The organism is Beijerinckia sp. L45, from assembly GCF_009765775.1.
GTDB lineage: Bacteria > Pseudomonadota > Alphaproteobacteria > Rhizobiales > Beijerinckiaceae > RH-AL1.
This window is the reverse complement of record NZ_LMUU01000070.1, coordinates 58429-85127: the sequence shown is the minus strand read 5'-3', so window position 1 is coordinate 85127 and position 26699 is coordinate 58429. Positions and strand designations below refer to the sequence as shown.

General features: G+C 62.0%; 29 protein-coding genes and 1 pseudogene. 27 read left to right on the top strand and 3 right to left on the bottom strand.

Translation table 11 applies throughout. The features are described 5' to 3' along the window. A pseudogene (locus GSQ79_RS28925) lies at positions 1-247 on the bottom strand (hypothetical protein); the annotation flags it as partial. 134 nt (positions 248-381) lie between these two features. Between GSQ79_RS28925 and flgB the strand changes: the two are divergent. The 6 genes from flgB to flgI are packed head-to-tail and all read left to right on the top strand — an operon-like array spanning position 382 to position 3906. After that, positions 382-762: a flagellar basal body rod protein FlgB gene (gene flgB / locus GSQ79_RS07680; RefSeq protein ID WP_158808127.1), complete on the top strand. Its 381-nt coding sequence runs from the start codon at positions 382-384 to the stop codon at positions 760-762. Positions 763-772: 10 nt separating this feature from the next. Then, a complete protein-coding gene (gene flgC / locus GSQ79_RS07675; protein ID WP_158808139.1) occupies positions 773-1189 on the top strand; it encodes a flagellar basal body rod protein FlgC in 417 nt (138 codons plus the stop codon). Continuing rightward, entirely contained in the window at positions 1189-1512 is a 324-nt protein-coding gene (locus GSQ79_RS07670; RefSeq protein WP_158808126.1) for a flagellar hook-basal body complex protein FliE, read from the top strand. The genes flgC and GSQ79_RS07670 overlap by 1 nt, the downstream gene beginning before the upstream one ends. 9 nt (positions 1513-1521) lie before the next feature. Further along, complete coding sequence (gene flgG, locus GSQ79_RS07665) at positions 1522-2307, top strand: flagellar basal-body rod protein FlgG (RefSeq protein WP_158808125.1); 786 nt, start codon at positions 1522-1524, stop codon at positions 2305-2307. Between the two features lie 37 nt (positions 2308-2344). Further along, entirely contained in the window at positions 2345-2809 is a 465-nt protein-coding gene (flgA, locus tag GSQ79_RS07660) for a flagellar basal body P-ring formation chaperone FlgA (RefSeq protein WP_158808124.1), read from the top strand. Next, on the top strand, positions 2809-3906 hold the full coding sequence (flgI, locus tag GSQ79_RS07655; RefSeq protein ID WP_158808123.1) for a flagellar basal body P-ring protein FlgI: 1098 nt from the start codon (positions 2809-2811) through the stop codon (positions 3904-3906). Before flgA ends, flgI begins: the two co-directional genes overlap by 1 nt. Before the next feature lie 22 nt (positions 3907-3928). Here the strand turns inward: flgI and GSQ79_RS07650 are convergent, their stop codons facing one another. Continuing rightward, positions 3929-4363: a hypothetical protein gene (locus GSQ79_RS07650; protein ID WP_158808122.1), complete on the bottom strand. Its 435-nt coding sequence runs from the start codon at positions 4361-4363 to the stop codon at positions 3929-3931. On the opposite strand from GSQ79_RS07650, the gene GSQ79_RS07645 reads away from it, so the two are divergent. From GSQ79_RS07645 to GSQ79_RS07625, 5 genes are all read left to right on the top strand, one after another. Then, the gene (locus tag GSQ79_RS07645) at positions 4356-4736 is read left to right on the top strand and encodes a MotE family protein (protein ID WP_158808121.1); all 381 of its coding nucleotides are present in this window, start codon (positions 4356-4358) and stop codon (positions 4734-4736) included. The genes GSQ79_RS07650 and GSQ79_RS07645 overlap by 8 nt on opposite strands. A gap of 2 nt (positions 4737-4738) precedes the next feature. Beyond that, the gene (flgH, locus tag GSQ79_RS07640; RefSeq protein ID WP_158808120.1) at positions 4739-5434 is read left to right on the top strand and encodes a flagellar basal body L-ring protein FlgH; all 696 of its coding nucleotides are present in this window, start codon (positions 4739-4741) and stop codon (positions 5432-5434) included. An 85-nt stretch (positions 5435-5519) separates the two neighbouring features. After that, the gene (locus GSQ79_RS07635) at positions 5520-6008 is read left to right on the top strand and encodes a flagellar basal body-associated FliL family protein (protein ID WP_158808119.1); all 489 of its coding nucleotides are present in this window, start codon (positions 5520-5522) and stop codon (positions 6006-6008) included. 10 nt (positions 6009-6018) lie between these two features. After that, positions 6019-6753, top strand: coding sequence for a flagellar type III secretion system pore protein FliP (gene fliP / locus GSQ79_RS07630; protein WP_246725166.1), 735 nt, complete (start codon positions 6019-6021; stop codon positions 6751-6753). A gap of 238 nt (positions 6754-6991) precedes the next feature. Further along, the gene (locus GSQ79_RS07625; protein WP_158808117.1) at positions 6992-7867 is read left to right on the top strand and encodes a flagellin; all 876 of its coding nucleotides are present in this window, start codon (positions 6992-6994) and stop codon (positions 7865-7867) included. A 57-nt stretch (positions 7868-7924) separates the two neighbouring features. Here GSQ79_RS07625 and GSQ79_RS07620 read toward each other — a convergent pair whose 3' ends face one another. Further along, on the bottom strand, positions 7925-10087 hold the full coding sequence (locus GSQ79_RS07620; RefSeq protein WP_158808116.1) for a tetratricopeptide repeat protein: 2163 nt from the start codon (positions 10085-10087) through the stop codon (positions 7925-7927). A gap of 345 nt (positions 10088-10432) precedes the next feature. On the opposite strand from GSQ79_RS07620, the gene GSQ79_RS07615 reads away from it, so the two are divergent. From GSQ79_RS07615 to GSQ79_RS07540, 16 genes are all read left to right on the top strand, one after another. Then, positions 10433-11308 carry a flagellin gene (locus tag GSQ79_RS07615; protein ID WP_158808115.1) on the top strand — a complete coding sequence of 292 codons (876 nt, stop codon included), beginning with the start codon at positions 10433-10435 and terminating at the stop codon, positions 11306-11308. A gap of 231 nt (positions 11309-11539) precedes the next feature. After that, positions 11540-13192, top strand: coding sequence for a flagellar basal-body MS-ring/collar protein FliF (fliF, locus tag GSQ79_RS07610; RefSeq protein WP_158808114.1), 1653 nt, complete (start codon positions 11540-11542; stop codon positions 13190-13192). Next, complete coding sequence (locus GSQ79_RS07605) at positions 13192-13818, top strand: hypothetical protein (protein WP_158808113.1); 627 nt, start codon at positions 13192-13194, stop codon at positions 13816-13818. The genes fliF and GSQ79_RS07605 overlap by 1 nt, the downstream gene beginning before the upstream one ends. A 5-nt stretch (positions 13819-13823) precedes the next feature. Continuing rightward, entirely contained in the window at positions 13824-15032 is a 1209-nt protein-coding gene (locus tag GSQ79_RS07600; protein ID WP_158808112.1) for a flagellar motor protein MotB, read from the top strand. Continuing rightward, on the top strand, positions 15029-16198 hold the full coding sequence (locus tag GSQ79_RS07595; RefSeq protein ID WP_158808111.1) for a hypothetical protein: 1170 nt from the start codon (positions 15029-15031) through the stop codon (positions 16196-16198). Before GSQ79_RS07600 ends, GSQ79_RS07595 begins: the two co-directional genes overlap by 4 nt. A gap of 194 nt (positions 16199-16392) precedes the next feature. Beyond that, positions 16393-17763 carry a flagellar hook-length control protein FliK gene (locus GSQ79_RS07590; protein ID WP_158808110.1) on the top strand — a complete coding sequence of 457 codons (1371 nt, stop codon included), beginning with the start codon at positions 16393-16395 and terminating at the stop codon, positions 17761-17763. Continuing rightward, positions 17738-18307, top strand: coding sequence for a transglycosylase SLT domain-containing protein (locus GSQ79_RS07585; protein WP_158808138.1), 570 nt, complete (start codon positions 17738-17740; stop codon positions 18305-18307). Before GSQ79_RS07590 ends, GSQ79_RS07585 begins: the two co-directional genes overlap by 26 nt. 282 nt (positions 18308-18589) lie before the next feature. Further along, positions 18590-19327, top strand: coding sequence for a response regulator transcription factor (locus GSQ79_RS07580; RefSeq protein ID WP_158808109.1), 738 nt, complete (start codon positions 18590-18592; stop codon positions 19325-19327). A gap of 82 nt (positions 19328-19409) precedes the next feature. After that, the gene (locus tag GSQ79_RS07575) at positions 19410-20597 is read left to right on the top strand and encodes a flagellar hook protein FlgE (protein WP_158808108.1); all 1188 of its coding nucleotides are present in this window, start codon (positions 19410-19412) and stop codon (positions 20595-20597) included. 157 nt (positions 20598-20754) lie between these two features. Then, a complete protein-coding gene (locus GSQ79_RS07570; RefSeq protein ID WP_158808107.1) occupies positions 20755-22344 on the top strand; it encodes a methyltransferase domain-containing protein in 1590 nt (529 codons plus the stop codon). A 331-nt stretch (positions 22345-22675) separates the two neighbouring features. After that, positions 22676-24163, top strand: coding sequence for a flagellar hook-associated protein FlgK (flgK, locus tag GSQ79_RS07565; protein ID WP_158808106.1), 1488 nt, complete (start codon positions 22676-22678; stop codon positions 24161-24163). An 11-nt stretch (positions 24164-24174) separates the two neighbouring features. After that, positions 24175-25212, top strand: coding sequence for a flagellar hook-associated family protein (locus GSQ79_RS07560; protein WP_158808105.1), 1038 nt, complete (start codon positions 24175-24177; stop codon positions 25210-25212). 8 nt (positions 25213-25220) lie between these two features. Next, positions 25221-25568, top strand: coding sequence for a flagellar biosynthesis regulator FlaF (gene flaF / locus GSQ79_RS07555; protein ID WP_158808104.1), 348 nt, complete (start codon positions 25221-25223; stop codon positions 25566-25568). 4 nt (positions 25569-25572) lie between these two features. Continuing rightward, positions 25573-25977 carry a flagellar biosynthesis repressor FlbT gene (flbT, locus tag GSQ79_RS07550; RefSeq protein ID WP_158808103.1) on the top strand — a complete coding sequence of 135 codons (405 nt, stop codon included), beginning with the start codon at positions 25573-25575 and terminating at the stop codon, positions 25975-25977. 105 nt (positions 25978-26082) lie between these two features. Then, entirely contained in the window at positions 26083-26493 is a 411-nt protein-coding gene (gene flgD, locus GSQ79_RS07545; protein WP_158808102.1) for a flagellar hook assembly protein FlgD, read from the top strand. A gap of 3 nt (positions 26494-26496) precedes the next feature. Next, positions 26497-26699, top strand: a 203-nt coding sequence (locus tag GSQ79_RS07540) for a flagellar biosynthetic protein FliQ (protein WP_158808101.1), incomplete at its 3' end; no start/stop codon positions are given.

Here is a 26699-nt window from a genome sequence, read left to right as displayed (position 1 = left end):
CCGCTGGGGCATGAGGCGCTGGAGCGGCTGCGGGTGCAGCGGCGTGCGGCGGAGCAGCCGGCGCCTGGTGCGGCGCCGCGCCTGGTGCAGGGGGGTGGCCCGGCCCTTCCTTCTTCTGGTCTGGGCCTGGAGCCTGAGCCATCCGCATCGCCCCCGGTTCGGCCTGCGCAAAGCCTGCACTGCTCTGCCCGAGGAGGAGCGCCGGCATGACCGTGCCCGCGATAAGGATGTCTCGAAGTCTCTTCATAAGGTCGTCTCTCCCAAAAAACACCAATGGTCTAGCTTCGGTGTCGGTTCCGACCTTGATCGGACCGCAGGCCAGCCTGGTGCAAGCTTAACGCTGCATTGATGACAGGCCTGAGATGAACCCGAGACGAACAAATGGAGCCGATCTATCTTCTTGACCTTGCCTCCCGCAAAAGCGGCTGGCTTGCGGCGCGCCAAGCGACGGTGGCCAGCAACATCGCGAACGCCAACACGCCTGGCTACCAAGCCAAGGATGTCGCCGCGTTCTCCGAGGTGCTGAACACCACGCGGCTCAGCCTTGTCTCGACCAATGCCAGCCATCTTCAGGTCGACGGCCCGAACGCGATCGATGAGGCCAGGCCGACATCGGGAGCCTGGGAAGTCACGGAAACCGGCAACTCCGTCGGGGTCGAGGAGGAGCTTCTGAAAGCTGGCGAGGTCAATCGCGACTATTCGTTGACGACGAATATCGTGAAGAGCTTCCACTCGATGCTGATGTCGGTCGTCAAGGAGTGATGAGGCCATGATCGATCCGCTTCAGGCCTCGATGAGTATCGCGTCATCCGGCCTCTCCGCCAACTCCACCCGGCTGAGAATCACGTCGGAAAACATTGCCAACGCCCAATCGACGGGCCAGACGCCGGGCGCCGATCCGTACCGCCGCAAGACCATCACGTTCGAAAGCGCGCTTGACGAGGCGTCGGGCGCCGACGTGGTCAAAGTGGCCTCGCTCGGCACGGATTCGACGGCTTTCGGCGTCTCGCAAGACCCGGGAAACTCTGCCGCAGATGGTAAAGGATTTGTAAAGCTTCCGAATGTTAACCTTCTTATGGAAATGGCCGACATGCGCGAAGCCAACCGTTCCTACGAAGCCAATCTTCAGGTCATCAAGCAGTCGCGTGACCTGATTTCGATGACAATCGACCTGCTAAAGGGCTCATAATGATTGCCGCCATTCCGCTCATCACCTCGGCGCTTTCGTCGGTCCTCGGTTCCGGTACGGCCGCGACTGCCGCAACGCAGTCCGTGCAGTCGACCACCGCAGCCGGCGGCGATTTCTCGTCCATGCTCGCGCAGTTTTCCAACGACACCGTCAACAAGCTGAACACGTCCGAAACGATGTCGGTCGCCGGAATCAGCGGCAAGGCGACGACGCAGTCGGTGGTCGAGGCCGTGATGTCGGCGCAGGAAGCGCTGCAGACCGCCGTCGCCGTCCGCGACAAGGCTGTCTCCGCCTTCCAAGAAGTCACGCGTATGGCGATCTGAGGGTAGGTCATGAAAGCGCTAGCCATCGCCGCAACCGGCATGAACGCTCAGTCGACCAACGTCGACGTCATCGCCAACAATATTGCCAACATCAATACCACCGGGTTCAAGCGGTCGCGCGCCGAATTCACCGATCTTCTCTATGAGACCCAACGCCTCGCCGGCGTGTCGAACCGCGGCAACCAGGGTGTCGTGCCGGAAGGCGCGCAGCTCGGCCTCGGCGTGAAGACCGCGGCGATCCGCAATCTTCACATCCAGGGCACGCTGACGAACACCGGCAACCAGCTGGACATGGCGATTACCGGCCGCGGCTTCTTCCAGATCACCGACGCCAACGGCGGCACCAATTACACGCGTGCGGGTGCCTTCAACACCAACGCGACGGGCCAGCTCGTCACTCTGGACGGCAGTCTCGTCACGCCGCCGATCATCGTTCCGGCCAACACGACAGCGGTCACGGTCAGTCAGTCCGGCATCGTCAGCGCGACGGTCGCGGGCACTACGCTTCCGGTCAACCTCGGCCAGCTGACGATCGCGAACTTCGCCAACGAAGCGGGCCTGATGCCGCTTGGTAGCAATCTTTTCCAGGAAACGGCAGCCTCGGGCACGCCGGTCACCGGCGTCCCCGGCGACCCCGGTTTCGGCACGCTCAACCAGTTCAACCTGGAAGCGTCGAACGTCGACCCCGTCGCAGAGATCACCAACCTGATTTCCGCGCAGCGCGCTTATGAAATGAATTCGAAGGTCATCACGGCTGCCGATCAGATGGGTCAAACCCTCTCAAAGGGCAGCTAGAGCTTTAGCTCCGAGCAACGCGAAGAGGATAGTCACGATGCGGCTCGTTGGCCTACGAACCATTCTCGCCCTTGCGCTGGCGCACGCCTTCTTCGCGGTGGCACCGCTCGCGGCAGCCGAGCATCTCCCGGTGCCGGCCGTCACCATTTATCCCGGCGACATCGTCCGCGACACCATGCTGATCGACAAGGATTTTCCCGACTCGTTCGCCGAAGCGGGCTTCGTCAACCGTCGTGCGGACCTGATCGGCAAAGTGGCCAAGCGGACGCTGCTGCCGGGTCAGGCGATCACGTCGAATTCGGTTGCTTTGCCGAAGCTCGTGACCATCGGCGCGATGGTCCGCCTGGTCTTCGAAGAAGGCGGCCTGCTGATATCCACCTATGCCTCTGCGTTGCAGGCCGGGGCAGCCGGCGATCTGATTTCGGTGCGCAATCTCGAAAGCGGCCTCACGCTGTCTGGCGTCATCGCGCCGGATGGCACCATCCATGTGAGCAACGGTTGATGGTCCGCTTTTTTTGTTTTCTGCTCCTAGCCTGTGCGATCGGCCCGGCCTCGGCCGCCGTCCGCATCAAGGATGTGGCGCAACTCGAAGGCATTCGCGACAACCAGCTGATCGGCTACGGTCTCGTCATCGGTCTCGAAGGGACCGGCGACACATTGCGCAACGTGCCGTTCACGGAGCAGTCGATCCAGTCGATGTTGGACCGGCTCGGGATCAACGTGCGCAACACGTCGCTGCGCACGCGCAACGTCGCGGCCGTGCTCGTGACCGCGGATCTGCCGCCATTCATGAACCGCGGCTCGCGGATCGACATTACGGTATCTTCGCTCGGTGACGCGCCCTCGCTGCGCGGCGGAACGCTGATCATGACGCCGCTTGCCGGCGCCGACGGCGTGGTCCACGCGATGGCGCAGGGCGCCCTGGCGGTTTCCGGGACATCGTCCATCGGCCAGGCCGAGTCATTCTCCCAGGGCGTTCCGACCGCCGGACGTATCCCGAACGGCGCGACGATCGAGGTGCCGAACCTGTCGCGGCCGGGCGATCTCGGCCCGATGACCTTGACCTTGAAAAACCCGGATTTCCAGACGGCCGTGCGGATCGCCGATGCGATCAACGCCTTCACGGAACGCCGTTTCGGGATGAAGTCGGCCCACGAGAACGACTTTCGCACTGTCGCTTTGAGCCTGCCCCGTGGCATCGGTCCGACCCGCTTCATGGCGGACATCGGCGAGCTCATGGTCGAACCGGACACGGCGGCCCGCGTCATCGTCGATGCCAGGACGGGCACGATCGTCATCGGCCAGGATGTGCAGATTTCCACGGTCGCGGTGACGCATGGAAGCCTGACGGTCCGTATCACCGAGACGCCCGTGGCCTCCCAGCCGGCGCCTTTCTCGAAGGGTAAGACGGTCGTGCTTCCGCGGACGAACATCGATTCCGAAGAGTCCGGCGGCCAGATCCAGATCGTTCACGGGACGACGTTGCGCACCCTGGTCAAGGGCCTCAACCAGATTGGCTTGAAGCCGAGCGGTATCATCGCGATCCTCCAAGCGATCAAATCCGCCGGCGCTTTGCAAGCCGACCTCATCACCCAATAGCAGACCAAGCATCGGCATCGCTTCAACACGCCTTTCGCCGCACGCACGCGGCGGCGTGAAGCGATGCCGATTGTCGTTGCGACGCCAGACGCGCAACCGTCGGCGCGGCAGAGTCTTCGATCGCGAACGCCGCCGACGACATCCCCAGGTAGCCAGCCAGACGCAAGCTTGTTTCGTCATTCTGCTCCCGTGCACAGAGCACAGGTCGGACCTTGGCAAAGACAAACGTGGCAAACAAAACCGCACTATTTGCATGCTGCATTCTAGCTCTGGCTGCGCTCGGCTTCGAGCCCGCGCGCGCCGTCGAAGCCCCCGCTCCCGCAGCGTCCACGCCGCCAAAAGGCGATGCGGAAAAGGCGCAGGCAGTGAAGCCCGTCGCCTCGCCGGCAGCTGAAAAGCCCGACGCGCCGATGCAGGCGGAGACGCAGGCCGGTGTCCGAAAATATTGCTTGAACATCGCCGCTGCCGCCACCGACGCGCGGTTTAGCTGGCAGTCTCAGAAACTTTCCGAAGTCGAGACGCGGATCAAGGCGCGCATCGCCGAGCTCGATGCCAAGCAGGCCGAATTGAAAAGCTGGCTGGATCGGCGCGAAGCCATCACCAAGGAAGCCAAAGAAACGCTCGTCGGAATCTACGCGAAGATGCGGCCGGAAACGGCCGCGGCGCAAATCGGCGCGCTGGACGACGAGATGGCGACCGCCGTGCTGGCCGCTCTTACGCCGCGCCAGGCGGGCGCCATCTTCAACGAAATCACGCCTCCCGAACGGGCCGCTAAGCTGGCTGGCATGCTTGCCAGCCCGACGGCCTCTTCCAACGATAAGAAGCTTTGAGAATGAAAGTCGCCTGCGCAGCCTTGATGTCGATCGCGATGGCCGGATGTGCGACGAACCCGCAATCCATCGGCAAAGAGCCGACGATGACGCCGGTCGGCGCCGGCCTCGAAGCCAACGTCGTGCCGCATCAGTTCCCGCCGCGTGCCATTCAGCCGGCGGCCTTCAACTCGCTCTATAGTGAGAAGGCAAACCTGTTCCGTGACCCGCGCGCCATGGGCCCGGGCGACATCCTCACGATCAACATATCGATCAACGACAAGGCGACGCTCGGCAACAATACCGATCGTTCGCTCGATTCCGAAGTCACCAACACCTGGGACGCAGGTCTCGGCAAGGCTGTCGGCACGACGAGCATCGCGGGTTCCTTCGATACGTCGTCGAAAAGCTCCGCCAATGGCGTCGGCACGATCGATCGCTCGGAGAAGATCCAGGTTTCGGTCGCCGCGATCGTCACGGAGGTTCTGCCGGACGGGAATCTGATGGTGGCGGGCTCGCAGGAGGTGCGCGTCAATTTCGAGCTGCGGCAGCTGAGCGTCGCCGGCATCGTTCGCCCCCGCGATATTTCGAAGGACAATACGATCTCTTACGAGAAGATCGCCGAGGCGCGCATTTCCTACGGCGGCCGCGGCCGTCTGACGGAGATCCAGCAGCCGGCCGTCATCCATCAGATCTATGATGCGTTGAAACCGTTCTAGTCATGATCGAACCTGCGCCGGCACGTCTCTACGCTCCCGTTGCAAGGGATCAAATCTCGGCTCGCTTTAGGAAAGTGCCGTAACCATGGCATACGACACCGTCGATTCGAAGGCTGGCAAGGGATCCATGCTGACGCTGCTCGCGCAGGTCGGCGCCTTGACCATCCTCGGCGCCGTCGGCGGCGGGTTCGTTGGAACCCTGATCGTGGCGAAGGTGCGGGCGTCCGTTGTCGCGGCTGCGGCGCCGGCCGAGCCTGTCGTCAAAAAGGCCATGTCCGAAGACGTCATCGTCAAGGAACTACCACCGATCGTGACGAATCTGGCGCAGCCCGAAGGCATGAAAATTCGTCTGCAGGCGTCGATCCTCTTCAACAAGAAAGAGGTCGAGACGCCGACCTTGATGAGCGCGCAGATTACCGACGATCTTGTCGGATACCTGAAAACCTTGTCGATCGCCCAGCTGCAGGGCGGCAGCGGTCTGCAGAGCCTTCGCGAAGATCTGAACGAGCGTGTCGCAATCCGCTCCGAAGGGCATGTCCGCGAACTCATCATCGAAACGCTTGTGGTCCAATGAAAGTCGACTCGTGAAACGCCTCGCCTTCATCGTCGCCTTTACGCTGCTTCTGACGGTCGGCGCGACGGCGCAAACCCTCGACCTCAATAACGTTCTTCCGCAGACCGGCGGCACGGCGACCGGCCGCATCGTCCAGCTCGTCGGGCTGCTGACCGTTCTGTCGATCGCCCCGGGCCTGCTCGTGATGGTCACAAGCTTCACCCGTTTCGCCATCGCCTTTTCGTTCTTGCGGTCGGGGCTCGGCTTGCAGACGACGCCCGCCAACCTCATCCTCATCAGCCTGTCCCTGTTCATGACGTTCTACGTCATGGCGCCGACCTTCGACAAAGCGTGGCAGACCGGCCTCAAACCCTTGATGGACAATCAAGTGACCGAGGCCGAAGCCTTCCCCAAGATCATCCAGCCGTTCCGCGACTTCATGCTGTCGCAGGTCAGGGACAAGGATCTGCGGCTTTTCAACGATCTCGCCAAGGACAGCATCAAGACCACCGAACGGGCCACCATCGACCTTCGTATTCTCGTGCCGGCGTTCATGATTTCGGAAATCCGCCGCGGGTTCGAGATCGGCTTTCTCATCGTTCTGCCGTTTCTCGTGATCGACGTCATCGTCACGACGATCATCATGTCGATGGGAATGATGATGCTCTCGCCGACCGTGATCTCTCTGCCGATGAAGATCCTCTTTTTCGTTCTGGTCGATGGCTGGAACATGGTCGTCGGCAATCTGATCCGCTCGTATTCCTGAGAGCGAAAGCGTCAAAAAATCGATTTGGCCCGTTAACTTTAAATTAACAATGATTTGAGCGCGGGGCGCGGAATCGGCCCATTTTTACCATTCAGCAATATCGCGGGACCAAACCTTGGGAACGAAAGGTTGGACCCAAGAGCGATGCTCAACGTCCAAAGGCATTAAGCCGTCCTATCGTGCCGGTCTCGGTCCGGAATGTCCCACCTCTTCAAACACGATCACAGGGACGTAGATTATGTCGAGCATTCTCACCAACTTGTCGGCCATGAGCGCCGTTGCAAGCCTGACGGCAACGCAGGCCGCCTTGGCGACCACGCAGAGCCAGATTTCGACCGGCCTCAAAGTCGGCAGCGCGGAAGACAACGCGTCCTACTGGTCGATCGCCACGTCGATGCGCTCCGACGTCGGTGCTCTCGGCTCTGTCAGCGACTCGATCAATCTCGGCCAGTCCGTCGTGACCACCGCTTCCCAGGCCGTGAGCTCATCGATCGACATCCTGAACCAGATGAAGGATCTCGTCGTCAGCGCTCAGACCGCTGGTCAGGACCCGACCACGATTAATACCCAGCTGTCGCAGCTTCAGGCGCAGTTGCAGTCCTTCTCGCAGACTGCGACGTTCAACGGCGTCAACATCCTTGCGCCATCTTCGACGGCCACGGGCGACGTTTTCGTCGTGACCTCCTTCTCCAAGGATGCCTCCAACAACGTGACCGTCGGATCGACGGACATCAGCCTCGGCACCGCTCTTTATAACCAGGGTGCGGGTCTGCTGGACGGCGGCTCCGCGCTGACGACCAACATCTCCACGATGCAGGTTGGTACCGATGCCGCGACACTGACGACGCAGCAGCAGGATCTCGAAACCGCGATCCAGGATCTGACCGCCGATGCCAGCAAGCTCGGCTCGATCCAGAGCAACCTGACCGCACAGTCGACCTTCACCCAGACCCTGTCCGACTCGCTGACTTCAGGCGTCGGCTCCCTGGTGGACGCCAACATGAACGAAGCCTCGACGCGCCTCAACGCGCTGCAGACACAGCAGCAGCTGGGCATCCAGTCGCTCAGCATCGCCAACTCGAACAGCCAGCTCATCCTCAAGCTGTTCCAGTAAGCTTCGCTGTCGTAACACTTCTCAAGGGCCGCGCTTCGCGCGGCCCTTTTGCGTTGATCAGATCGTCTCCGGCAGCGCGAATGCCTCGGGGGCCTGGGCGGCGTCCCGGCGGGCGACCATGTGGAGCAGGGCACGCTCGAAGTTTCGCGTGTACCGGACCGTGTCGAAAAGCGGACTTTTCAAGCGGGCTACCTGAAGGCGGTCGCGGATTTGCGACAGGCTTTGCTGGTCAGTTGCCAGACGCAGCGCCATGTCCTCGTAGTCGACCCACGACGTGGTGACGAGATCCGGCAGGTCGATCGCACGAAGAAGACTGCCGGCAACCCGACTGGCGAAGGTCTCGCCGGAATAGGTCACGATGGGGAGGCCGACCCACAGGGCCTCGCTCGCCGTCGTATGAGCATTGACCGGTGCCGTATCGAGGAACAGATCGGCAAGACGCAGTCGTGCGAGGTGCGTATCCGCCGTCACGAACGGTGCAAAGACAAGACGATCTGCCGTCACGCCGCGCGCTGCAGCCTCGCGGCGCAGGTTGCCGGCAGCCTGGCGATTTGGCTCGAGCAGCCACAGCACCGCGCCCGGCACGTCACGGAGCAACCGCATCCAGATATCGAAAACGTCCGGTGTGATCTTGTAAGGACTGTTGAAACAGCAGAAGACGAAGCCGGCTTCCGGCAAGCCGCAATCCTCGCGCGTTACGATCGTATCGCTGACCACGCGACCGCGATCGTTGGGCTGGTAGCAATGCGGAAGGTGGACGATCTTCTCGTCGTAAAAGGCTTCATGGTCCAGCGGCGCAACATGCGCGTCCGCGATGATGTAATCGATGAACGGAAGTCCCATCGTGCCCGGAAATCCCAGATAATTGACCTGGATCGGTGCAGGCTCGTAGGCCAGGATTTTGACGCGTGCGTTCTGCGTAAACCCCTTGAGATCGAGCAAGATGTCGATCTCGTCGTCGTAGATGCGCCGCGCCGCGGCCTCGTCCGACAGCGTCCGCAACTCGACGAACGTGTCGAACGTCGCGACGAGACGCTGCCTGAGCGGACTTCCGTCGTCGGCACCGAGCGAATAGCCGAAGAGCTCGAAACGCGTCCTGTCGTGTTCTTCGAGCATGCCGACGATCAGCATCGCCGTCGCGTGGTGGTAGAAATCGGCAGACAGGTAGCCCAGTCTCACCCGCCGTTGCGGCCGCGCGGATGCGATCCGCGCATACGGACGAAGGGGGGCGCCGGGCAGATTTCCAAAACGCTGGCCCCAGGCTCGGGCGCAAAGCAGCTGGTCGTGCGGTGATGCGGAGGCCGTCATGACGGCGAACGGGGAGACGATCTCGCCCTTGCGGTAGCTGTGCGCTGCGGCCGCCTCCTGTTGCGCAGGCAAGCCGTCCCAGTCGCAGGCATGCTGGCGATGATGGCAGAGCTCCACGAGCGCCTTGCCGTGATCCGGCTTGAGCGCGACGATCGTTTTATATGTCGCGAGCGCCTCCTCTTCGTCGCGATGCAGGCGCAGCGCCAGGCCGAGGTTGAGATAGACATCGGGGTTATCGGGCTTCAGTGCCACGGCCATGCGGGCTGCGGCAATCGCCAGGTCCAAGCGATCCAGGGTCACGAGGACGCCTGCTAGATTGTTGTAAGCAGCGGCGTCATGAGGTTTTAGACTCAGCGTTTTTTGGTAGGCATGGAAGGCCTCGATCGGCTTTCCCTGCTGCTCGTATAAAATGCCGAGCGCCAGATAGGCTTCGGCATTCTCGGGCTCCAGGCCGATCGCACACGATAGCGCGGCCAGAGCCGCGTCGAGGTGGCCGAGTTCGCAATGGATGCGGGCCGCCATGATATGGAGCGCGGCTTGTGGCACGGATTCGCTGAGAGCCAAAGCGGCTTGCGCTGGCTCCAGCGCCTGGTCGAACAGCCCTTGCTTGATCAGGACTCCGGCTAGCCCGCTGAAGCCTGCTGCATGGGAGGCGTCCCTTGTGATTGCCGTCTGAAACGCCTTGGCCGCCTGCGCAAGGTTGTTCGCGCCGGTCAGCGCCGTTCCGAGCCCGCACCAGCACTCGACCCGACCCGGCTCGCGTTCGAGAGAAGCCATGAACAGCCGGATTGCCCTCTCGAAGTGAGCGAGCCCGAGCTGTTCCATGGCCTCGCGGTAAAAGAGGGCGGCACCGGCAGCGTGCGCTGTGTGACGGGTCGGGGCGATGGCCTTGCGCCGATGCTGATGTTTCATGCCGATCTGGATCCGTTTGGAGTCTGGCGGGACGGTTCGCAGGCCATGGGTGCGACGGCTCGCAGCTTCTCAAGCTCCCGGATACGCCGCGGGCCTTTCCCGAAGCTGATGAGGCGCAAGATGACCGGGCATGATTGTCCGCCCGATCAAGGTTAAAGAAAAATCCAGAAAGGGCAGTCCTGGATTAACCTTAACGAAGGTTTTGCCTCTTACATTGCTCCTCAACGGAAGGTTGGACATCAACGAGCGACGCTCTGGTCCAAAGGCATTAAGCCGCCCTGACGTGCCGGTCTCAGTCCGGAATGTCCCCAGGCTTTCCACCTTCAAATTAAGGGACGTATTACCATGTCGAGCATCCTCACCAATCTGTCGGCCATGAGCGCCGTCGCCAACCTCTCGGCCACGCAGGCCGCTTTGGCGACCACGCAGAGCCAGATTTCGACCGGCCTCAAGGTCGGCAGCGCGGAAGACAACGCATCCTACTGGTCGATCGCCACGTCGATGCGCTCCGACGTCGGTGCCCTCGGCGCCGTCAGCGACTCGATCAACCTCGGCCAATCCGTCGTGACCACTGCCGCCCAGGCCGTGAGCTCGTCGATCGGCATCCTGAACCAGATGAAAGATCTCGTCGTTACGGCCCAGACCGCCGGTCAGGACCCGAGCACGATCAACACCCAGCTGTCGCAGCTTCAGGCGCAGCTGCAGTCCTTCTCGCAGACCGCGACGTTCAACGGCGTCAATATTCTCGCGCCGTCTTCGGCCAGCACGGGTGACGTTTTCGTCGTGACCTCCTTCTCCAAGGATGCCACCGGTACGGTCACCGTCGGATCGACGGACATCAGCCTCGGCACCGCGCTTTATAACGGCGGCGCCGGCCTCCTGGACGGTTCGAGCCCTCTCGGCACGAACATTTCCACGATGACCGTCGGCACCGACCCAACGACGCTCGCCAACCAGCAGCAGGATCTCGAAACGGCGATCGGCGAACTGACCGCGGACGCCAGCAAGCTCGGCTCGATCCAGAGCAACCTGACCGCGCAGACGACCTTCACCCAGACCCTGTCCGACTCGCTGACCTCAGGCGTCGGCTCCCTGGTGGACGCCAACATGAACGAAGCCTCGACGCGTCTCAACGCGCTACAGACGCAGCAGCAGCTGGGCATCCAGTCGCTCAGCATCGCCAACTCGAACAGCCAGCTCATCCTCAAGCTGTTCCAGTAAGCGTCTTCGCTTTTTACCATCGTCTCAAGGGCCGCGCATCGCGCGGCCCTTTTGCGTTGCAACCCCCACGCAAGCTTCCTCCCGCAAAGTCAGCCCTGGTTCTAGAACGCTCCCACCCGGTGCACCGCCGGCTCACGGGACGCGTTCGATCTCACTACGGTAGAACGCGTTCACGTCGAAAAGGCCTATCGCCCTTTCCGTGACGCGTTCTAGGCCGACCCGGGGCTGCGGATGAGCGTGCAAGACCAGTTACAGAAGCTTCTTACGAGCCTGATGCAGCTCGGCTGGCGACGGCTGACGGCGCTTGGCCTGATCGGCTTGGCGGTCTTCGCGATCACCGGTCTCGGCGGCTACTATCTCAGCCGCCCGTCGATGGAGACGCTGTACGCCGGCCTCGATCGCCAGGACGTCAGCGGGATCGGCGCGGCCTTGACCGAAGCGGGTATCCCCTTCGACGTCAGCTCGGACGGGACGACCGTCCTCGTCAAATACAACCAGACCTCGCCGGCGCGCATGCTGCTGGCGGAAAAAGGCCTGCCGCATAGCGCCAACGCCGGCTACGAGCTCTACGACAAGCTCGGGTCGCTCGGCCTCACCTCGTTCATGCAGGACGTAACCCGGGTCCGCGCGATGGAGGGCGAACTTGCCCGGACGATCCAGACGATGAACGGCATCCGCGCCGCGCGCGTCCACATCGTCCTGCCCGACGAGGGCTCGTTCCGGCGCGCCAAGCAGCCGCCGTCGGCTTCGGTGATGATTCGTTCCGACACGATCGCCGACGGCCGCAGCGCGGAAGCCATCCGCCACCTCGTCGCAGCCGCCGTCCCCGGCATGACGGTCGATCTCGTGACCGTGCTCAACACCGACGGCACGCTGCTCTCCACCGACAACAGTTCCGCCGACGCCGCGCCGGGTCGGATGATCACGCTCGAGAAGACCGTCTCGAAGGACATCCAGGAAGATGTGCGCAAGACGCTCACGCCCTATCTCGGTCTGCACAATTTCCAGGTCACGGTGGCGACGAAGCTCAACACCGACAACCGGCAGACCAACGAGACAATCTACAATCCGGACTCGCGGGTCGAACGCTCGACGCGCGTGATCAAGGAAAACCAGACGAACCAGAACAATACGAGCCAGGCGCCGACGACGGTTGCGAACAACCTGCCTGCCGGCGGCACGGGGAGCAACCCGGACAGCAAGGTTTCGAGTACGGATAACCAGAAGAAAGAAGAGCTCACCAACTACGAGCTCTCCTCCAAGGTGGTGACGACCGTCAGTGGCGGCTACGCCATCGATCATCTCTCCCTTGCGGTCCTCATCAACAAGGCGGCCCTGGCGGCGGCGGCCTCGCAAAAAGGCGGCCCCAGCATCGAGGCGCAGATCGCCGACATCGAGCAGGTCGTCGTCTCGGCCTCGGGCTTCAACAAGGCGCGCGGCGACTCGATCAAGGTTCTTGCGGTCGATTTCTCCGATGCCGGCCACGACCTCGATCCTGTGCCGTCGCCCGGAATAACCGACATTCTGCTGCGCCAGTCGGGCACCGCCATCAACGCCGCGACCGTTCTGATCGTCGCGATCCTTCTCATCCTCTTCGGAATCCGGCCGCTGACCCGCCTCCTGGCACCGCCTGTGGCGCAGGAGGCCGAGATGCCGATGATCGAGCCGCTCGCCGACTTCGCGGCCCTGCCGACGTCGTTTGGCGATGACGATGACATGTCGATGCCGACGTTCGGAATGGAATCCGAGCCGAACCTGATCGAGGACGTCACCAACAAGCCAAAGCGCTCGCCCCAGCGCCGTCTCGAGCAGATGGTCGAGTTCGACGAGATGCAGGCGGCTACGATCCTGAAGCAATGGGTTAGCCAGGGAAGCGCCGCTTGATGAACGCGCCTCTCTCGCGATTCCTTGTGGAGTTTTCGGACACGGCAGTCGCCGCGCCCTTCGAGCTGGCCGAGATGGAGCCGCTTGTCGAGGCGGAGCCGACCATAACCCTGACGATGGCTGCCCTCGAGCAGCAGGTCCAGGACGCTCGGGAACAGGCTGCTGCCGAGGCACAGGCTCGTACCGAAGGCGATTTGCGGGCGCAGTTCGACGACGAGCGGGCGGAATTGACCCGTGGTTTCGAGACGGAGCGCGAGACCTGGGCCAACGAGCAGGGGCAGCACCTCAGCGCGAGCCTGATCACCGCGATGGCGCAGCTCGAATCGGAGCTCTCGACGGCTTTGGCCCGCGCCCTGCACCCTTTGTTTGCTGAGGCCTGTCGCACACGCATGTTGATGGAACTCGGCACCGCCCTGGCGGCGATCATGGGCGATCCGAGTCATCCGCCGGTCCGGATCGCCGGGCCTGTCGACCTCTTGACGGCTTTCGGCAACGCGCAACCGGCCGATGTTGCGATCGACTATGTCGTCGCCGACCAGGCCGAATTGACGATCGTCACGGATACCAGCCGGATCGAAACGCGCCTGTCCGCGTGCCTTTCCACATTTCAGATTAGCGAAGGGTAACGACCATGGCCGATGGGGAGCACGCGCACGAGGTCTTTATCATCAAGCGTCACGGCGGCGGGCACGAGGATGCCCACCATGGCGGCGTCTGGAAAATCGCTTTCGCCGACTTCATGACGGCGATGATGGCGTTCTTCTTGGTGATGTGGCTCATCAGCGCCAACGACAAGACGAAGGCCACGATCGCAAGCTACTTCAATCCCGTAAAACTCGTCGACACGACCACCCAGCCGAAAGGCTTGGAGGACGCGAAGGCCGTCGAAAGCGCGGCGCCCTCGAACAAGGGTGCGAAGAACGCGCCGGCCAAGGAGACGCCGTCCAAGGAGCATCCCAAGGCGGAAGCGCAGGACGCCGCCCAGGGCGGTGGCGAAGAGGCGGCGGCCAAAGCCAAGGAAAAGAGGCTGTCCGCCGCCGTGCTCGACGATCCCTATGCCGCGCTAACCGAGATTGCGGGGGCGAAGGGCGCCGGGGAGCGCGCGGCGCCGCCGCCGTCGCCGAGCAATACCAAGTCGACCGTCAACGCGATCACTCGCAAGGGCGGTGAAGCCTTCCGCGATCCTTTCGCGCCGCCGCCGCCGCTCCAAGCCTCGGCACCCCCTTCGGACCTGGCGGAAATGGATGCGCAGCCCTTGCCACCAGGAGGCAACCCGGCGATCCTGGGCGCAACCTCGGCCAAAGGCGAGGCGGCGGTCAAGTCCGATGGGGCGGCGACCGAACAGGGCGCGAAGTCAGTGGCAGCGGAACCGGCAACCTCAAGCAACGACATCAAGGCGCAGATCATCGCGGCGTCCAAAGGGACCGGCCAGGACAAGAGCGGCCCGCAAATCGACGTCCGCAAGACTGACGGCGGTCTGCTGATCAGCCTCACCGACACGTCGGACTACGAGATGTTCTCCAGCGCTTCCGCGGTTCCGACCCGCAAGGTCGTCGTCATGATGGAACGGATTGCGCAGATTCTCAAAACCAAGCCGGGCAAGATCGTCATTCGCGGTTTTACCGATAGCCGCCCCTACAAGGCCGGCCGTTACGACAACTGGCATCTCTCGTTGGATCGCGCTCAGGTCACCCATTACATGCTGGTGCGGGGCGGCTTGGACGAGGCGCGGATCGGGCATATCGAGGGGTACGCCGACCACAATCCGAAGGCTGGCGTCGAGACGACAAGCCCGGTCAACCGGCGCATCGAGATCCTGCTGAAAGGCGATACGCCATGAGTCGCCGTGTTCTCTCCGCCGGGCTCTGCGCGTTCGCTCTTCTGCTGGCACCGGCCCGGGGCATAGCCGACCCGTCGTCGTCCGCGCCTTTCGAAATGATGCGCGCGCTATCGATCCTTCAGGATCAGATCGCGGCCGGCAACGCGATCGCCCAGGTCGGGCAGGTCAAGATGATCGAGCGTATGGCCGAGCGCTTTTCCACGATCGACACGGCTGTCTGGAAAGACAAGCGTAACGCGCGGGCGCTCGTGCTTTATCTTTTCGGCGGCGGCAATGCGGCGGCGCTAGATGGTTTGATCTCAAAAGATGACATCGCAAAGGGTTACGAGGTCCTGTTCGACGGCGCGATGGCCTACGCGCTCGGCAACGACGGCGCGGCACGGGCCGCGCTCCTGCCGATCGACGCGCGCAATCTCCCAAGCGGACTCGGAGGCCACCTCGCCCTGGTTCAGGCGACACTTTTGGCAAATCAGGACAAAACCAGGGCGCTGCAGCTCCTGGATCTGGCACGTCTCCTCGAGCCAGGCACGCTTGTGGAGGAGGCTGCTCTCCGCAAAGAGATGTTTCTGATCGGATCGACCGGGGACCTCGACAAATTCGCGCTTCTCGCGCGGCGCTACCAGCACGGGTTCGCCAAATCGATCTATGCGCAGAATTTCAAGCAACTTGAAATCAAGATGGCCTCCGATATCGGCAAGGGCGACAGCGCCGAAAGCAACCTCCGGCTCGAGCAGCTTCTGAATGGCGTCGAGCGCCACGAACGCCAGGATATCTATCTTGCAGTGGCGCGGACCGCTGTCCTCGATGGGCGTCCGATCACGGCAAGCTTCGCCGGCACGGCGGCGGAAAAGTTGTCGGATAAGGCGGACGGCGCCGAAGCGCGGGCGCGGGTGTACTATGGTGCCGCCTCTGTGGTCGGTACCGATTATGACCAAGGGGTCAAGGCGTTGAACAGCGTCGATCCGGCGCGTCTGCCGGAGCGCGACGTCGCATTGCGGGCTTCGGCCCTGGAAATCGCCACCATGATCCGCAGCCGCGCCTCCATGCTCGATGCGGAAGACGTCGACGACTCCGGACCCGATCACAAGGGCGTCCAGCAAACCGTCGCCGATGCCGAAAAGTCCTTGGCGAATTCAGAAGCCATCCTGCAGAGGACATCCCGATGATCCTTCCAAGTTTCACCCCCGATACGGTCGCGTCACCAAAGCAGAGTAGCGTCTCGTCCGGGAAAGCACAGACGGACGCGCAAGCGCAATTCGACGATGTTTTGGCGAACGTGCCCGAAGCCCGGAGCGAGGCGTCGGGAGCCGATGATTCTGTTCCGACCGCAGACGCTGGCGCTGCGTCGCAAAAAAACGCCATGACCACGCTTGCCGCCTCGTCGTTTTTCGCCGCCATGTCGAAGACGCAGGCAGCCTCTGTGCCCTCTGGGGTGTCGACGCTCGCCAAGCTTTCCGCGGCTGCGCTGGCGGCGGCCGCCTCGTCGGCCCTTCCGGCGACTCCGACTGGCAAGGTGCCGCCATCGTCGTTGAAGGCCAGCGCATCCACCTTGCCGGATACCGCCGCGACCGACGATCCGCTCCCAATCCTGGGGACCGGCGATTCGTCCACGCTCGCCGCGACGCCGCTCACGATCGCGACGTCCCCATTGCCATCATCATCGACAGATAGCGTGACGACCGCGGGCCTCGCCGACCTGCTTGCCGCGTCGGCGGCAAAGTTTGCCGCCGCGTCCGATAGCGGCGATGGCAAGGCGACGTCGCAAACGGTTGCCTCGAGCCGTCGCCGACCCGATGCCCAGGCCGCGGATGCCACGCAAGGTTCTGCCGTCGCCATGGCGCCCACACCGTCTCTTCTGTCTGGATTGCTCGGGCTATTTCCGGCGCCGGTCGCGCAGCCGTCAGGTGCGCTCGCCACGCCGGCCGCTTCGTCGGGATCGAAGACATCGAGCGATGCCCTGGCCACATCGCTCGCCGGGACCGGTGGGGCCGCGACGCCGGGCGCCACCGCCCTCCCGTCCGACACGGCAGCGGCGCATGATGAGGCTGCAGACTCTTTGCTGGCATCGACGGCGTCCCAGAAGAACGCTGGTTCGGTGCCGGCTTCGACCTCGATCGTGACGTCCGTGGCGGTTGAGACGCAGTTTGCACCGGGCCCGACCCTGTCGCCGATGCAACAGGTGATCGACACCGTCCAGCGGTTGGCAACGGGTGAGAGCGCCTCCACGTCGGCGCCTGCAACGGTCGCCGTTCCCGTTGCATCAGCACCCACCAGTCGGACGATGACGCTGGTGCTGGAGCCTGACAACTTGGGAACGGTAACCGTGCGCATGCAGCTTCGGGGCGGCAGCCTCGACCTGCAGCTCGATGTCGCAAACCCTCAGACCCTTGGCCTTTTGACACGGGACAAGGACAGCCTGACAGCCGCCATGAACAGCCAGGATTACCAGGTCGGGACGCTCACCATGCGAGCGAGCGATACGCAAACCGCTTCGCAAGGGCAGGACAATGGGACGCAAAATCAAGATCAGCGGAGCGGCGGATCATCGACGTTCCAGGGCAGCAACACGCCTCAGGATGGTCGGTCCTCCCAGAGTGGCGACAGTGGGGCCGGGGCGTCCGCAGGCGACAGGGATAGTCGGCAGAATGCTTCGAGGTCAGGCGACGATCAAGCTCCTCGGCGCGAGCCTCGCTCTCTCGCTGCAGATGGCTCCGCTGGCGTTTACATCTGAGGGACGTGCACAGGCGGCTGGCGCGCCCGTGGTTTCCTGTGAGCGGGAGATCGCGGTCGCAGCGCAGCGCTACGATATTCCGCTCGCCGTGTTTTATGCCGTCGGTCTGAACGAGACGGGCAGCAAAGGGCGCCTCCAGCCCTTTTCGATGAATATCGATGGGCGCGCCGCGACGAATGCCTCGCTCGAAGAGGCTCTACGGACTTTCAAAGAGGCGCAAGGCAAGGGCGCCCGCATGATCGATATCGGCTGCATGCAGATCAACCACCATTATCATTCCGCGAACTTTTCTTCGCTGAGTGCGATGTTCGATCCGGCTCAGAACATCGACTACGCAGCGCGCTTCCTCCGGGACCTCAAGGTCCGGGAAAAATCCTGGACGATGGCCGTCGCCCGCTACAATGCGGGCCCGGACAACAACCCGGCTCAGAAGCGTTACGTCTGTGCGGTCCTTGGCAAAATGGTCGCAAGCGGCTTCGGCGAATGGACCGAAAAGGCCCGTGCCTTCTGCCAGCCTGCACCTCTGGCAAATCTGTCACACTGAAAAAATGTCGCCGGGTCGAACGGTTTTCGCTCTGCCTCTGCGCTGCCCCGCTGCCGCATTGGTTAACGCGTTTTAACCCGCAGATTGGCTGATACATTTTGAAACAGCGCTACCATCGGCATGTTTACTCGCGGTTAAGCTTAGACAATCAAGTATTGAGGGGGCATTAACACTTTGTTTACGTCTTCAGAAAGCGATCGTTGGGTCTCAAAGGTTAATATCCGTTTACCCTATATTTTAACCCGCCGGCTAGCATTGGAGCATGATGATTCGGGGGCTCCAATGCTTGTAATGGTTGATGATCGCCAGCTCGTTACGGCCGGCTACGCGACGGGCTTCAAGAGCGAAGGAATGTCCGCTGCTGGTTTCACGCCAGACGATTTCAGCGCCTGGTTGAGCAGCGCCTCTGACCCGGAAATTCTCACCATCGACGGCTTTCTTCTCGGTGATTGCGACAGCCGCCTGGCCTTGGCGAAGCTCATCCGAAGCCGGTCGAGAGCGCCCATCATCGCCATGATCGACACGCAGTCCCTGGAGCAGACCCTGGCGCTGTTCGAAGCCGGTGTGGACGACGTCGTCCGCAAGCCCATTCATGTTCGCGAGCTTCTCGCCAGGATCGGGGCGATCCGCCGGCGTGTCGAGGTCGACAAGAGCGTATCGGCCGACAAGGCCTTTACCGCGCATGGCGATCTCTGCGTCTACTTCGATGGTCGCGACCCCGAAGTTGGTGGTGAAACCCTCCGTCTTCCGCGACGCGAGCGCCGGATCCTCGAATTCCTCGTGCGCAACAAAGGGCGGCGCGTGACGAAGTCGCAGATCTTCAATTCGATCTATGGAATCTTCGACGAAGACGTCGAAGAGAACGTCGTGGAAAGCCATGTCAGCAAGCTGCGAAAGAAGCTGAGAAGCCATCTGGGCTACGACCCGATCGATTCCAAGCGTTACCTCGGCTACTGCATTCAGTTCGATACCAAACAGGTCGAAGTCGACCGTGTTCTTCGTCTGGTCGATGCCGCCTGATAGCGATCGACCTGTTCAAAAGAGTCTCTCGCAACAATCCCGCACCCGACATCCGTCGCACTATTAATCCCAGGAGAATACCATGAGTCTTTTCTCGGCCCTTGGAACCGCCGTCTCTGGCATGAGCGCGCAAAGCAGCTATCTCAGCGCGATCGGCGATAACATCGCCAATGCCAATACCACCGGTTATAAGGAAGCAGCGACCCAGTTCGAGACTGTTCTCGGCGAGCAGACCCCGGGCAGCTACGAATCCGGTGGCGTGAGTGCCCAGACCACTTATGGGGTCACGACCCAGGGCACCATGACGGCGACCTCCAGTTCGACAGATCTCGCGATCAACGGTGGCGGCTTCTTTGTCGTGACCCAGGGTGGCACGGGCGCGGAATCCCTGACACGGGCGGGCTCGTTTACGAAAGACACCACCGGCAACCTGGTGAACACGGCCGGTTACACGCTGATGGGCTACGCGATCGGTGCCGATGGCACGCCCTCGACGACGCTGACCGCGGTCAACATATCCAGCACGAAGCTGGAGGCCGTCGCCTCGACGACCGGCACGATCAGCGGCAATTTGCCATCGACGGACACGTCGTCGAGCTCGCCCGAGACGACGACAGCAACGCTCTATGACTCTTCCGGCACGGCGATTACGGCGGATCTGAGCTATCAGAACAATGGTGATGGCACGTGGACAGTCACCGCTACCAACGCTGCCGATACGTCTCCGATTGGATCGGCGACCTTGTCGTTCGATTCGTCGGGGCAGTATGCCGGTGGTAGCCCTCTGGTTCTCACGATCCCGCAGAGCGCCGGAAGCACGGCCACCAACACCGTGTCCCTCGACCTCACAAGCATGACCTCGCTGGCATCGACCTTTTCATCGACGCCCGACATCACCGGCTCTCCTCCGACCTCCTTGTCGACCGTATCGATCGGGACCGACGGCACGCTGACGGGCATTTACGGCAGTGGCGCCAAGGCTGTCCTCTATGATATTCCGATCGCAACCGTGACGAGTCCCAACAACCTGACGTCGGTCGATGGAAACGTCTATCAGCAAAGCGCGACGTCGGGGTCGATGACTCTGCAACCGGCCGGAACGGGAGCCGCAGGGGAGATCGATGCCGACAACCTGGAATCGTCGACCGTCGACCTTGCGACCGAGCTGACGAACATGATCACCGCGCAACGGTCCTACGAGGCAAACTCGAAGGTTCTCCAGGCCGCCTCCGACCTTCTCTCCAAGCTCAACCAGCTTCAGACAAGCTAAGTCCCGCTTTTAAGACGGAGCCGTCGCGACAGCGACACGTCTTCGATCATCGGCAGAAGGTTCGGGCGCTTTCTCAGGGAGGGCGCCCGAACTCGCATCGAGCGCCCCGATTGCATGACGCAACACTTGGGGCACTCTGCTCAAGGAAACGTAGTCCATGAATATTCCGTCGTCGCTTCCGCCCATGCCGGTCCAGCTCAATCTCGGATCCGGAAAGGACTTTCGCGACGATTTTTTGAATCTCGATGTCGATGATACCTGGGGACCCGACGCGGTTTGCGACCTCAGCGCCATCGATGAAAGCGCGCAGGGCCTGCGCCTGACGACGACGCGATTCGGTGAGATCACGCTGCGTCCCGCCTGTTTCGATCGGATCATCGCCAATGATGTGCTCGAGCACGTTCCCGATCTCATGGCAATGATGACGCGCTGTCTTCAGCTGCTCCGCGTCGGCGGCGTCTTCGCGATCAGTGTACCTTACGATCTTTCGTTCGGAGCCTGGCAGGATCCGACTCACGTCCGTGCCTTTAACGAGCGTAGCTGGCTCTATTATACCGACTGGTTCTGGTACATGGGTTGGAGCGAACATCGTTTCGTGATCGACAGCTTCGATTTCGTGCCGAGCCCACTTGGCGAAGATATGAAAAGCCGAAATGTGCCGCGCGACGAAATCTTGCGCGCTCCTCGCGCGATCGATTCGATGTCGGTCGTCTTGCGGAAGATCGAGTTGACCGACGAAGATCGGGGAACCTGGGCATTCTGGCGCGAACGCAAGCGTCAGGCGCAAAGCCGCAACGCTAAACCTGCAAGTCAATCGCCTGTCGTGTCGCTGGTCTCTCGATCCGAAGCAATCGCCTCGGAGCCGGCCGGCCCCAAAGCCTTCGACGGGCCGCTTTCTGCGCATCGCGATCGTTACGCTCTCTGGATCGTGACACCGGGCGATTATGCGCACCAGCATGCCTACGACGATCTGGCTCTCGGCCTCAGCGAGGCTTTCGGCGAGCTCGGCGGATCCGCGCCGATCGTTCGCGATCCCACGGAGGCGGCTCGCCGAACCCTGATCGTACTCGGGCCTCAACTGTTGCCGCAAAGTGCGCAGGATCTTCTCCCGAAGGACACCGTCCTGTTCAATCTCGAACAGGTGCAGGACGATTCGCCGTGGATGAATCGGACCTACCTGACGCTGCTTCGGCAGCACCCGGTCCTGGATTACAGCGTCCGCAACCGCTCTGCGCTCGTCGAGCGTGGCATCGGACACGCCCGCGTGCTGCCGATTGGCTATGCACCGGGACTCAAGCGCGTCCCGTTGGTGGAGAAACAGGACATCGATGTTCTGTTCTACGGATCGCTGAACGGCCGGCGACGTGACATTCTCGACGCGCTGACGGCACGCGGCGTAAAAGTCGAGCATCTCTTCGGTGTCTATGGCGCGGAGCGCGATAGCGCGATCGGTCGCGCAAAAATCGTCCTCAACATGCACTTCTACGATGCTGCGATCTTTGAATCCGTTCGCGTCTCTTTCCTGCTTGCAAATGGCGCCTGCGTCGTCAGCGAAGGACATCCCGACGATCCCGATGTCGCACCTTTCGCAGGCGGTCTCGTGGTGTCTGGTTACCAGGACCTGGTAGAACGCTGTGTCGCTCTGCTCAGCGATGACGCGGAACGCAAGGCACTCGGTCAAGCAGGTTTCGCGGCCGTTGCTCGGCGGCGGCAGTCGGACCTTCTGCGCTCGTTGTTCGACGCCTGAAGGGTCTCGATCCGGCACACGACAGATATCGACGAGCCCGTCGATCAAAAACAGTATGAAGCAAAACGAAAAAGGTTTGCGCCTGTCAGTCTATGGTTGGCACCGCGCGTCGGGATCCTCTTGCTACCATTCACGACCGTCGAACACGGCGTCCCGATGGCTTGGTGACCGTTTTGAATCGTACCACGCGGACAACACAGGCGATCGGCCGACCGCTTTTTTCAGGATCGGTTAAGGTTACCAAACAAAGTAAACGTTTCATCCATCATTTTGAGCGAAGCTTTGAAGGTCAGAGGCGAGGGCCGATGACGGAATCAAGGCAGAGAATTCGATGGGCTTGTCCGCCACTTCATCTATCGCGCAATCGGCGCTCGCATCCGCCGCCGCGCAGTCTTCAATCCTATCGAGCAACATCGCCAACGTCAGCACCGCCGGCTATTCGCGGAAATCCGCCAATATCGTTACGGCGCTGAACGGATCCTCGACGGTCGTTTCGATCCAGCGCGCAACCAATACTGCGCTGCTTGGCAACATGCTTCAGGCGACATCCAGTTCGGCAGCACAGTCCGCCGTGAGCGACGGCCTAACCCAGATTCAAGATACCTTGGGCTTGAATGGGACGACGGCGACAGCCACAAGCGCCGCCACGCCGTCTGACAATTCGCCGTCCACGCTGATCGCGAGTCTGACCGACGCCTTGCAGGCCTATGCATCCGCACCGGACACGGTTGCGAACGGCACGGCGGCGGTGAACGCCGCGAGCACCTTGACGGCTGCGCTCAACAGCGCGTCGGCCGCCGTGCAGAACGTGCGTCTGCAGGCCGATGGCAGCATCGCCTCATCCGTTCAGACCATCAACAATCTTCTTACGCAGTTCCAGGCCGTCAATCAGCAGATCGTGGCGGGCACGGCGAGCGGGGCGGATATCAGCGGCGCTCAGGACACCCGCGATTCCATTCTCACCCAGCTCTCGACCCAGATCGGCATCACGACCGCGGCGACATCGAACGGCGGCACGTCGATCGCGACCGACAGCGGGGTCACGCTGTTCGACGGCGTCGCGCGCCAGCTGAGCTTCACGCCGACGACAGCTTTTGCTTCGGGGACCACGGGTAACGACGTGAGCGTCGACGGCGTGGCGATCACCGGCTCTTCGGCCGTCATGGCGATCAGTTCCGGCGCGCTTGCCGGGCTCACCACGCTGCGCGACTCGACGGCGCCGTCTTATCAGAACCAGCTGGATCAGATCGCCGGATCGCTCATTTCCACCTTCGCGGAAACCAGCGCCTCCGGATCGCCGGCGCAATTGGCCGGCCTGTTTACCGACGGTGGGTCGATCACGCTCCCGACGACGACGACGGGCCTCGCGGCATCGATCTCTGTGGCCGCAAGCGTCGACCCGTCGCAGGGGGGCACGGCCACGCTGCTTCGCGACGGCAACATCTCAGGCGGATCGACGACGGCAAACACGACGGGCGATGCGGCCTTCTCCGGCAACCTGGATCAGTTGGTCGCGGCGCTCGGCGCGACCCAGACCTTCGACAGCACATCGGGCGGGGTCGGCACCGGAACCTTGGCGACCTATGCCTCCTCCTCCGTCGGCTGGATCGAGAGCAGCTATCAGACGGCGACGAACGCGGCTTCCTTGCAGAGTTCGCTCGTGTCGACGGCGACATCCGCGCTGTCCAATTCGACGGGCGTCAACCTCGACGATCAGATGTCGCAGATGCTCGATATCGAGCACGCCTACCAGGCATCCGCGCAACTGCTGAACACGGTGGGTACGATGTACACATCGCTCATCACCGCAATGAACTAGGGGCGCCGGCCGTGTATATCTCAAGTCAGAATTTTACGACGTCCTTGCGCCAGTCGGTTCTCCAGACCGAGAACAGCCTTGCGACGGCGCAGACCGAAGTGGGAACGGGTGTCTATGCCGATCTCGGGCTGCAACTCGGAGGGCAAACCAGCACCGCGATTTCGCTGTCGCAGCAGAGCGCAAGCCTGAGCTCGCTGACGGGGTCGAACGCGACGGCTTCGGCGCGTCTCTCCTCGACCGATGCCGGTCTCACCACCATCATGGCGGCGGCTCAATCCCTGTCGAACACCCTGGTCGGCAATGGTTTGGGTGGCGCAATTACGCCGTCGTCGGTCACTGAGGCGCAAACCGCGCTGCAATCTTTGTTTGGGACCCTGAACACGTCGGTCGCCGGACAGTACATCTTTGGTGGCACCAACACGCAGACGCCGCCTATGACCGATATCGACACCACCACAGCCACCGTCGACACCGCGCTGTCGTCGGACCTTGCCGGCATCAATTCTGACCCCTCGCAGATCACCGGCGACCAGATGCAGGCCTATCTGGCGAGCACAACGAGTCAGTTCGCTCAGCTGTTCCAGAGCAGCGGCACCTGGAGCACGCTGTCGGCTGCTTCCGACACGCCGTTGACCAGCGAGATCTCGGTATCGCAATCCACCACCACGTCGGTCAGCGCCAATCAGACCGGGGTCCAGGATATCGCGCAAGCCTACTCGATGATCGCGGGACTCGGTTCGCAGAGCCTGAACGCCGATGCCAGCCAGGCCGTGATCAATGCTGCGACGCAGTTGTTGAGCGTCGGCATGGCAAGTCTCACGACCGTGCAGGCCAATGTCGGTGATACCCAGGACAGCATCACCGCAGCAAACACCCAGATGGCGGCCCAGCAGACCATCCTCACGAACAACGTCAACAACCTAGAGCAAGTCGACACATTCACGCTGTCGACGAAAGTCACGGCGCTGCAGACACAGCTGCAGGACGCCTACTCTCTGACCAACCAGCTCAAGTCCCTCAGCCTCGTCAATTATCTTACAGCCGGGTAAACAACGTCATGTATCAGTTTTCCTACGACGAAGCGATCGAAGACGATCAAGCCGAAGCACGGAGCGCCGAGCGCCAGGCGCTCGACCAGGCCATAGGATTGCTGCAAGCGGCGGATAGCGCCGGATTGAATACGCGTGCGACGGTCGAGGCCCTGTACTACACGCGGCGCCTCTGGAATGCTTTCGTCGGCGAACTCGCAAGCGAAGAAAACGCGCTGCCGGTGGAGGTCCGCGCGAATCTCATCTCGATCGGAATCTGGATTCTGAAGGAAGCCGATTCGGTGCAGCTCGGCAAGTCGCGGAACTGTGCGGCTATCGGTGAGATCTGCGCGATCGTGCGTGACGGATTGCTGTGAAGCCATGCAGATCACCTTGAGGCCCGACGAAAAAATCTACATCAATGGGGCGGTCCTTCGCGTGGACCGCAAGGTCAGTATCGAACTGCTCAATGATGCCGCGTTTCTCCTCGAAGCGCATGTCATGAGCGTCGATGCCGCGACGACGCCGCTTCGGCAGCTTTATTTCGTCGTTCAGATGATGCTGATCAATCCGAATGATACGGCTGCCGCCGAGATCCTGTTCAAGGCAAACCTTGCCGGAATGCTGGCGGTTTATGCGGAACGCACAATCGTCGAAGGGCTCCAGAAGGTCGGAAAGCTTGTGGCGACGAGCCGCTACTTTGACGCCCTTAAGTTGCTGCGTGGCTTGTTTGCACAGGATGACGCTATTCTGGCAAATGAAAGACAGATGGCACTTGCGTCATAGTGCCGGCTGACCACATGATTCGGATGTGGGCGGTCGCTGATTCGCGGCTGCCGCAATGCTTTACGGCCGGCCTCTGGCCCTGATCGTTCTTGAGGATTGGCACCCATGACAACCCCGGTCTCTCCGACCTCCGGTACTTCATCGACGGCAGCATCTACGACGGGGACAGCTGCCGCTGCCGCGACCGTGGATTATAACGAGTTTCTATCTTTGATGGTCGCCGAACTGAAGAATCAGGATCCGACGACTCCGACGGACCCGACGCAGTTCATGAGCCAGCTCGCCTCGTTCTCTCAGGTCGAGCAGCAGATCCAAAGTAACACCAAGCTCGACACGATGCTGACGTCGCAGGCTCTCTCGCAAGCCGATGCCACGATCGGGCGGACCGTGACCTCCTCGGATGGCTCGACATCCGGCGTCATTAGTTCCGTGGCCATCAGTTCCACCGGCGGCTTGACGGCAACGCTTGCGAACGGAAGCACGCTGGTGCTCGGCAATGGCGAAACTCTGGCCTAGGCTATGAACGAAGCCGACGCCCTCGAGATCCTGCAGAAAGCGATCTGGACGATTCTGGTCGGTGCCGGGCCCTGCGTCGCGGCGGGCATGGCGGTTGGCCTTGTCGTGGCGTTGTTTCAGGCGCTGACGCAGATCCAGGAATCCACCCTGACGTTTGTGCCCAAGATTCTTGCGGTGTTCTTCGTCGCGGCGCTGACCGCCTCCTT

Coding starts and splice junctions, on each gene's coding strand:
- flgB (WP_158808127.1), top strand. CDS start 382: ATGGAGCCGATCTATCTTCTTGACCTTGCCTCCCGCAAAAGCGGCTGG.
- GSQ79_RS07670 (WP_158808126.1), top strand. CDS start 1,189: ATGATTGCCGCCATTCCGCTCATCACCTCGGCGCTTTCGTCGGTCCTC.
- flgG (WP_158808125.1), top strand. CDS start 1,522: ATGAAAGCGCTAGCCATCGCCGCAACCGGCATGAACGCTCAGTCGACC.
- flgA (WP_158808124.1), top strand. CDS start 2,345: ATGCGGCTCGTTGGCCTACGAACCATTCTCGCCCTTGCGCTGGCGCAC.
- flgI (WP_158808123.1), top strand. CDS start 2,809: ATGGTCCGCTTTTTTTGTTTTCTGCTCCTAGCCTGTGCGATCGGCCCG.
- GSQ79_RS07650 (WP_158808122.1), bottom strand. CDS start 4,363: ATGTTCAAGCAATATTTTCGGACACCGGCCTGCGTCTCCGCCTGCATC.
- flgH (WP_158808120.1), top strand. CDS start 4,739: ATGAAAGTCGCCTGCGCAGCCTTGATGTCGATCGCGATGGCCGGATGT.
- GSQ79_RS07635 (WP_158808119.1), top strand. CDS start 5,520: ATGGCATACGACACCGTCGATTCGAAGGCTGGCAAGGGATCCATGCTG.
- GSQ79_RS07625 (WP_158808117.1), top strand. CDS start 6,992: ATGTCGAGCATTCTCACCAACTTGTCGGCCATGAGCGCCGTTGCAAGC.
- GSQ79_RS07620 (WP_158808116.1), bottom strand. CDS start 10,087: ATGAAACATCAGCATCGGCGCAAGGCCATCGCCCCGACCCGTCACACA.
- GSQ79_RS07615 (WP_158808115.1), top strand. CDS start 10,433: ATGTCGAGCATCCTCACCAATCTGTCGGCCATGAGCGCCGTCGCCAAC.
- fliF (WP_158808114.1), top strand. CDS start 11,540: ATGAGCGTGCAAGACCAGTTACAGAAGCTTCTTACGAGCCTGATGCAG.
- GSQ79_RS07605 (WP_158808113.1), top strand. CDS start 13,192: ATGAACGCGCCTCTCTCGCGATTCCTTGTGGAGTTTTCGGACACGGCA.
- GSQ79_RS07600 (WP_158808112.1), top strand. CDS start 13,824: ATGGCCGATGGGGAGCACGCGCACGAGGTCTTTATCATCAAGCGTCAC.
- GSQ79_RS07595 (WP_158808111.1), top strand. CDS start 15,029: ATGAGTCGCCGTGTTCTCTCCGCCGGGCTCTGCGCGTTCGCTCTTCTG.
- GSQ79_RS07590 (WP_158808110.1), top strand. CDS start 16,393: ATGACCACGCTTGCCGCCTCGTCGTTTTTCGCCGCCATGTCGAAGACG.
- GSQ79_RS07585 (WP_158808138.1), top strand. CDS start 17,738: ATGGCTCCGCTGGCGTTTACATCTGAGGGACGTGCACAGGCGGCTGGC.
- GSQ79_RS07580 (WP_158808109.1), top strand. CDS start 18,590: ATGCTTGTAATGGTTGATGATCGCCAGCTCGTTACGGCCGGCTACGCG.
- GSQ79_RS07575 (WP_158808108.1), top strand. CDS start 19,410: ATGAGTCTTTTCTCGGCCCTTGGAACCGCCGTCTCTGGCATGAGCGCG.
- GSQ79_RS07570 (WP_158808107.1), top strand. CDS start 20,755: ATGAATATTCCGTCGTCGCTTCCGCCCATGCCGGTCCAGCTCAATCTC.
- flgK (WP_158808106.1), top strand. CDS start 22,676: ATGGGCTTGTCCGCCACTTCATCTATCGCGCAATCGGCGCTCGCATCC.
- flaF (WP_158808104.1), top strand. CDS start 25,221: ATGTATCAGTTTTCCTACGACGAAGCGATCGAAGACGATCAAGCCGAA.
- flbT (WP_158808103.1), top strand. CDS start 25,573: ATGCAGATCACCTTGAGGCCCGACGAAAAAATCTACATCAATGGGGCG.
- flgD (WP_158808102.1), top strand. CDS start 26,083: ATGACAACCCCGGTCTCTCCGACCTCCGGTACTTCATCGACGGCAGCA.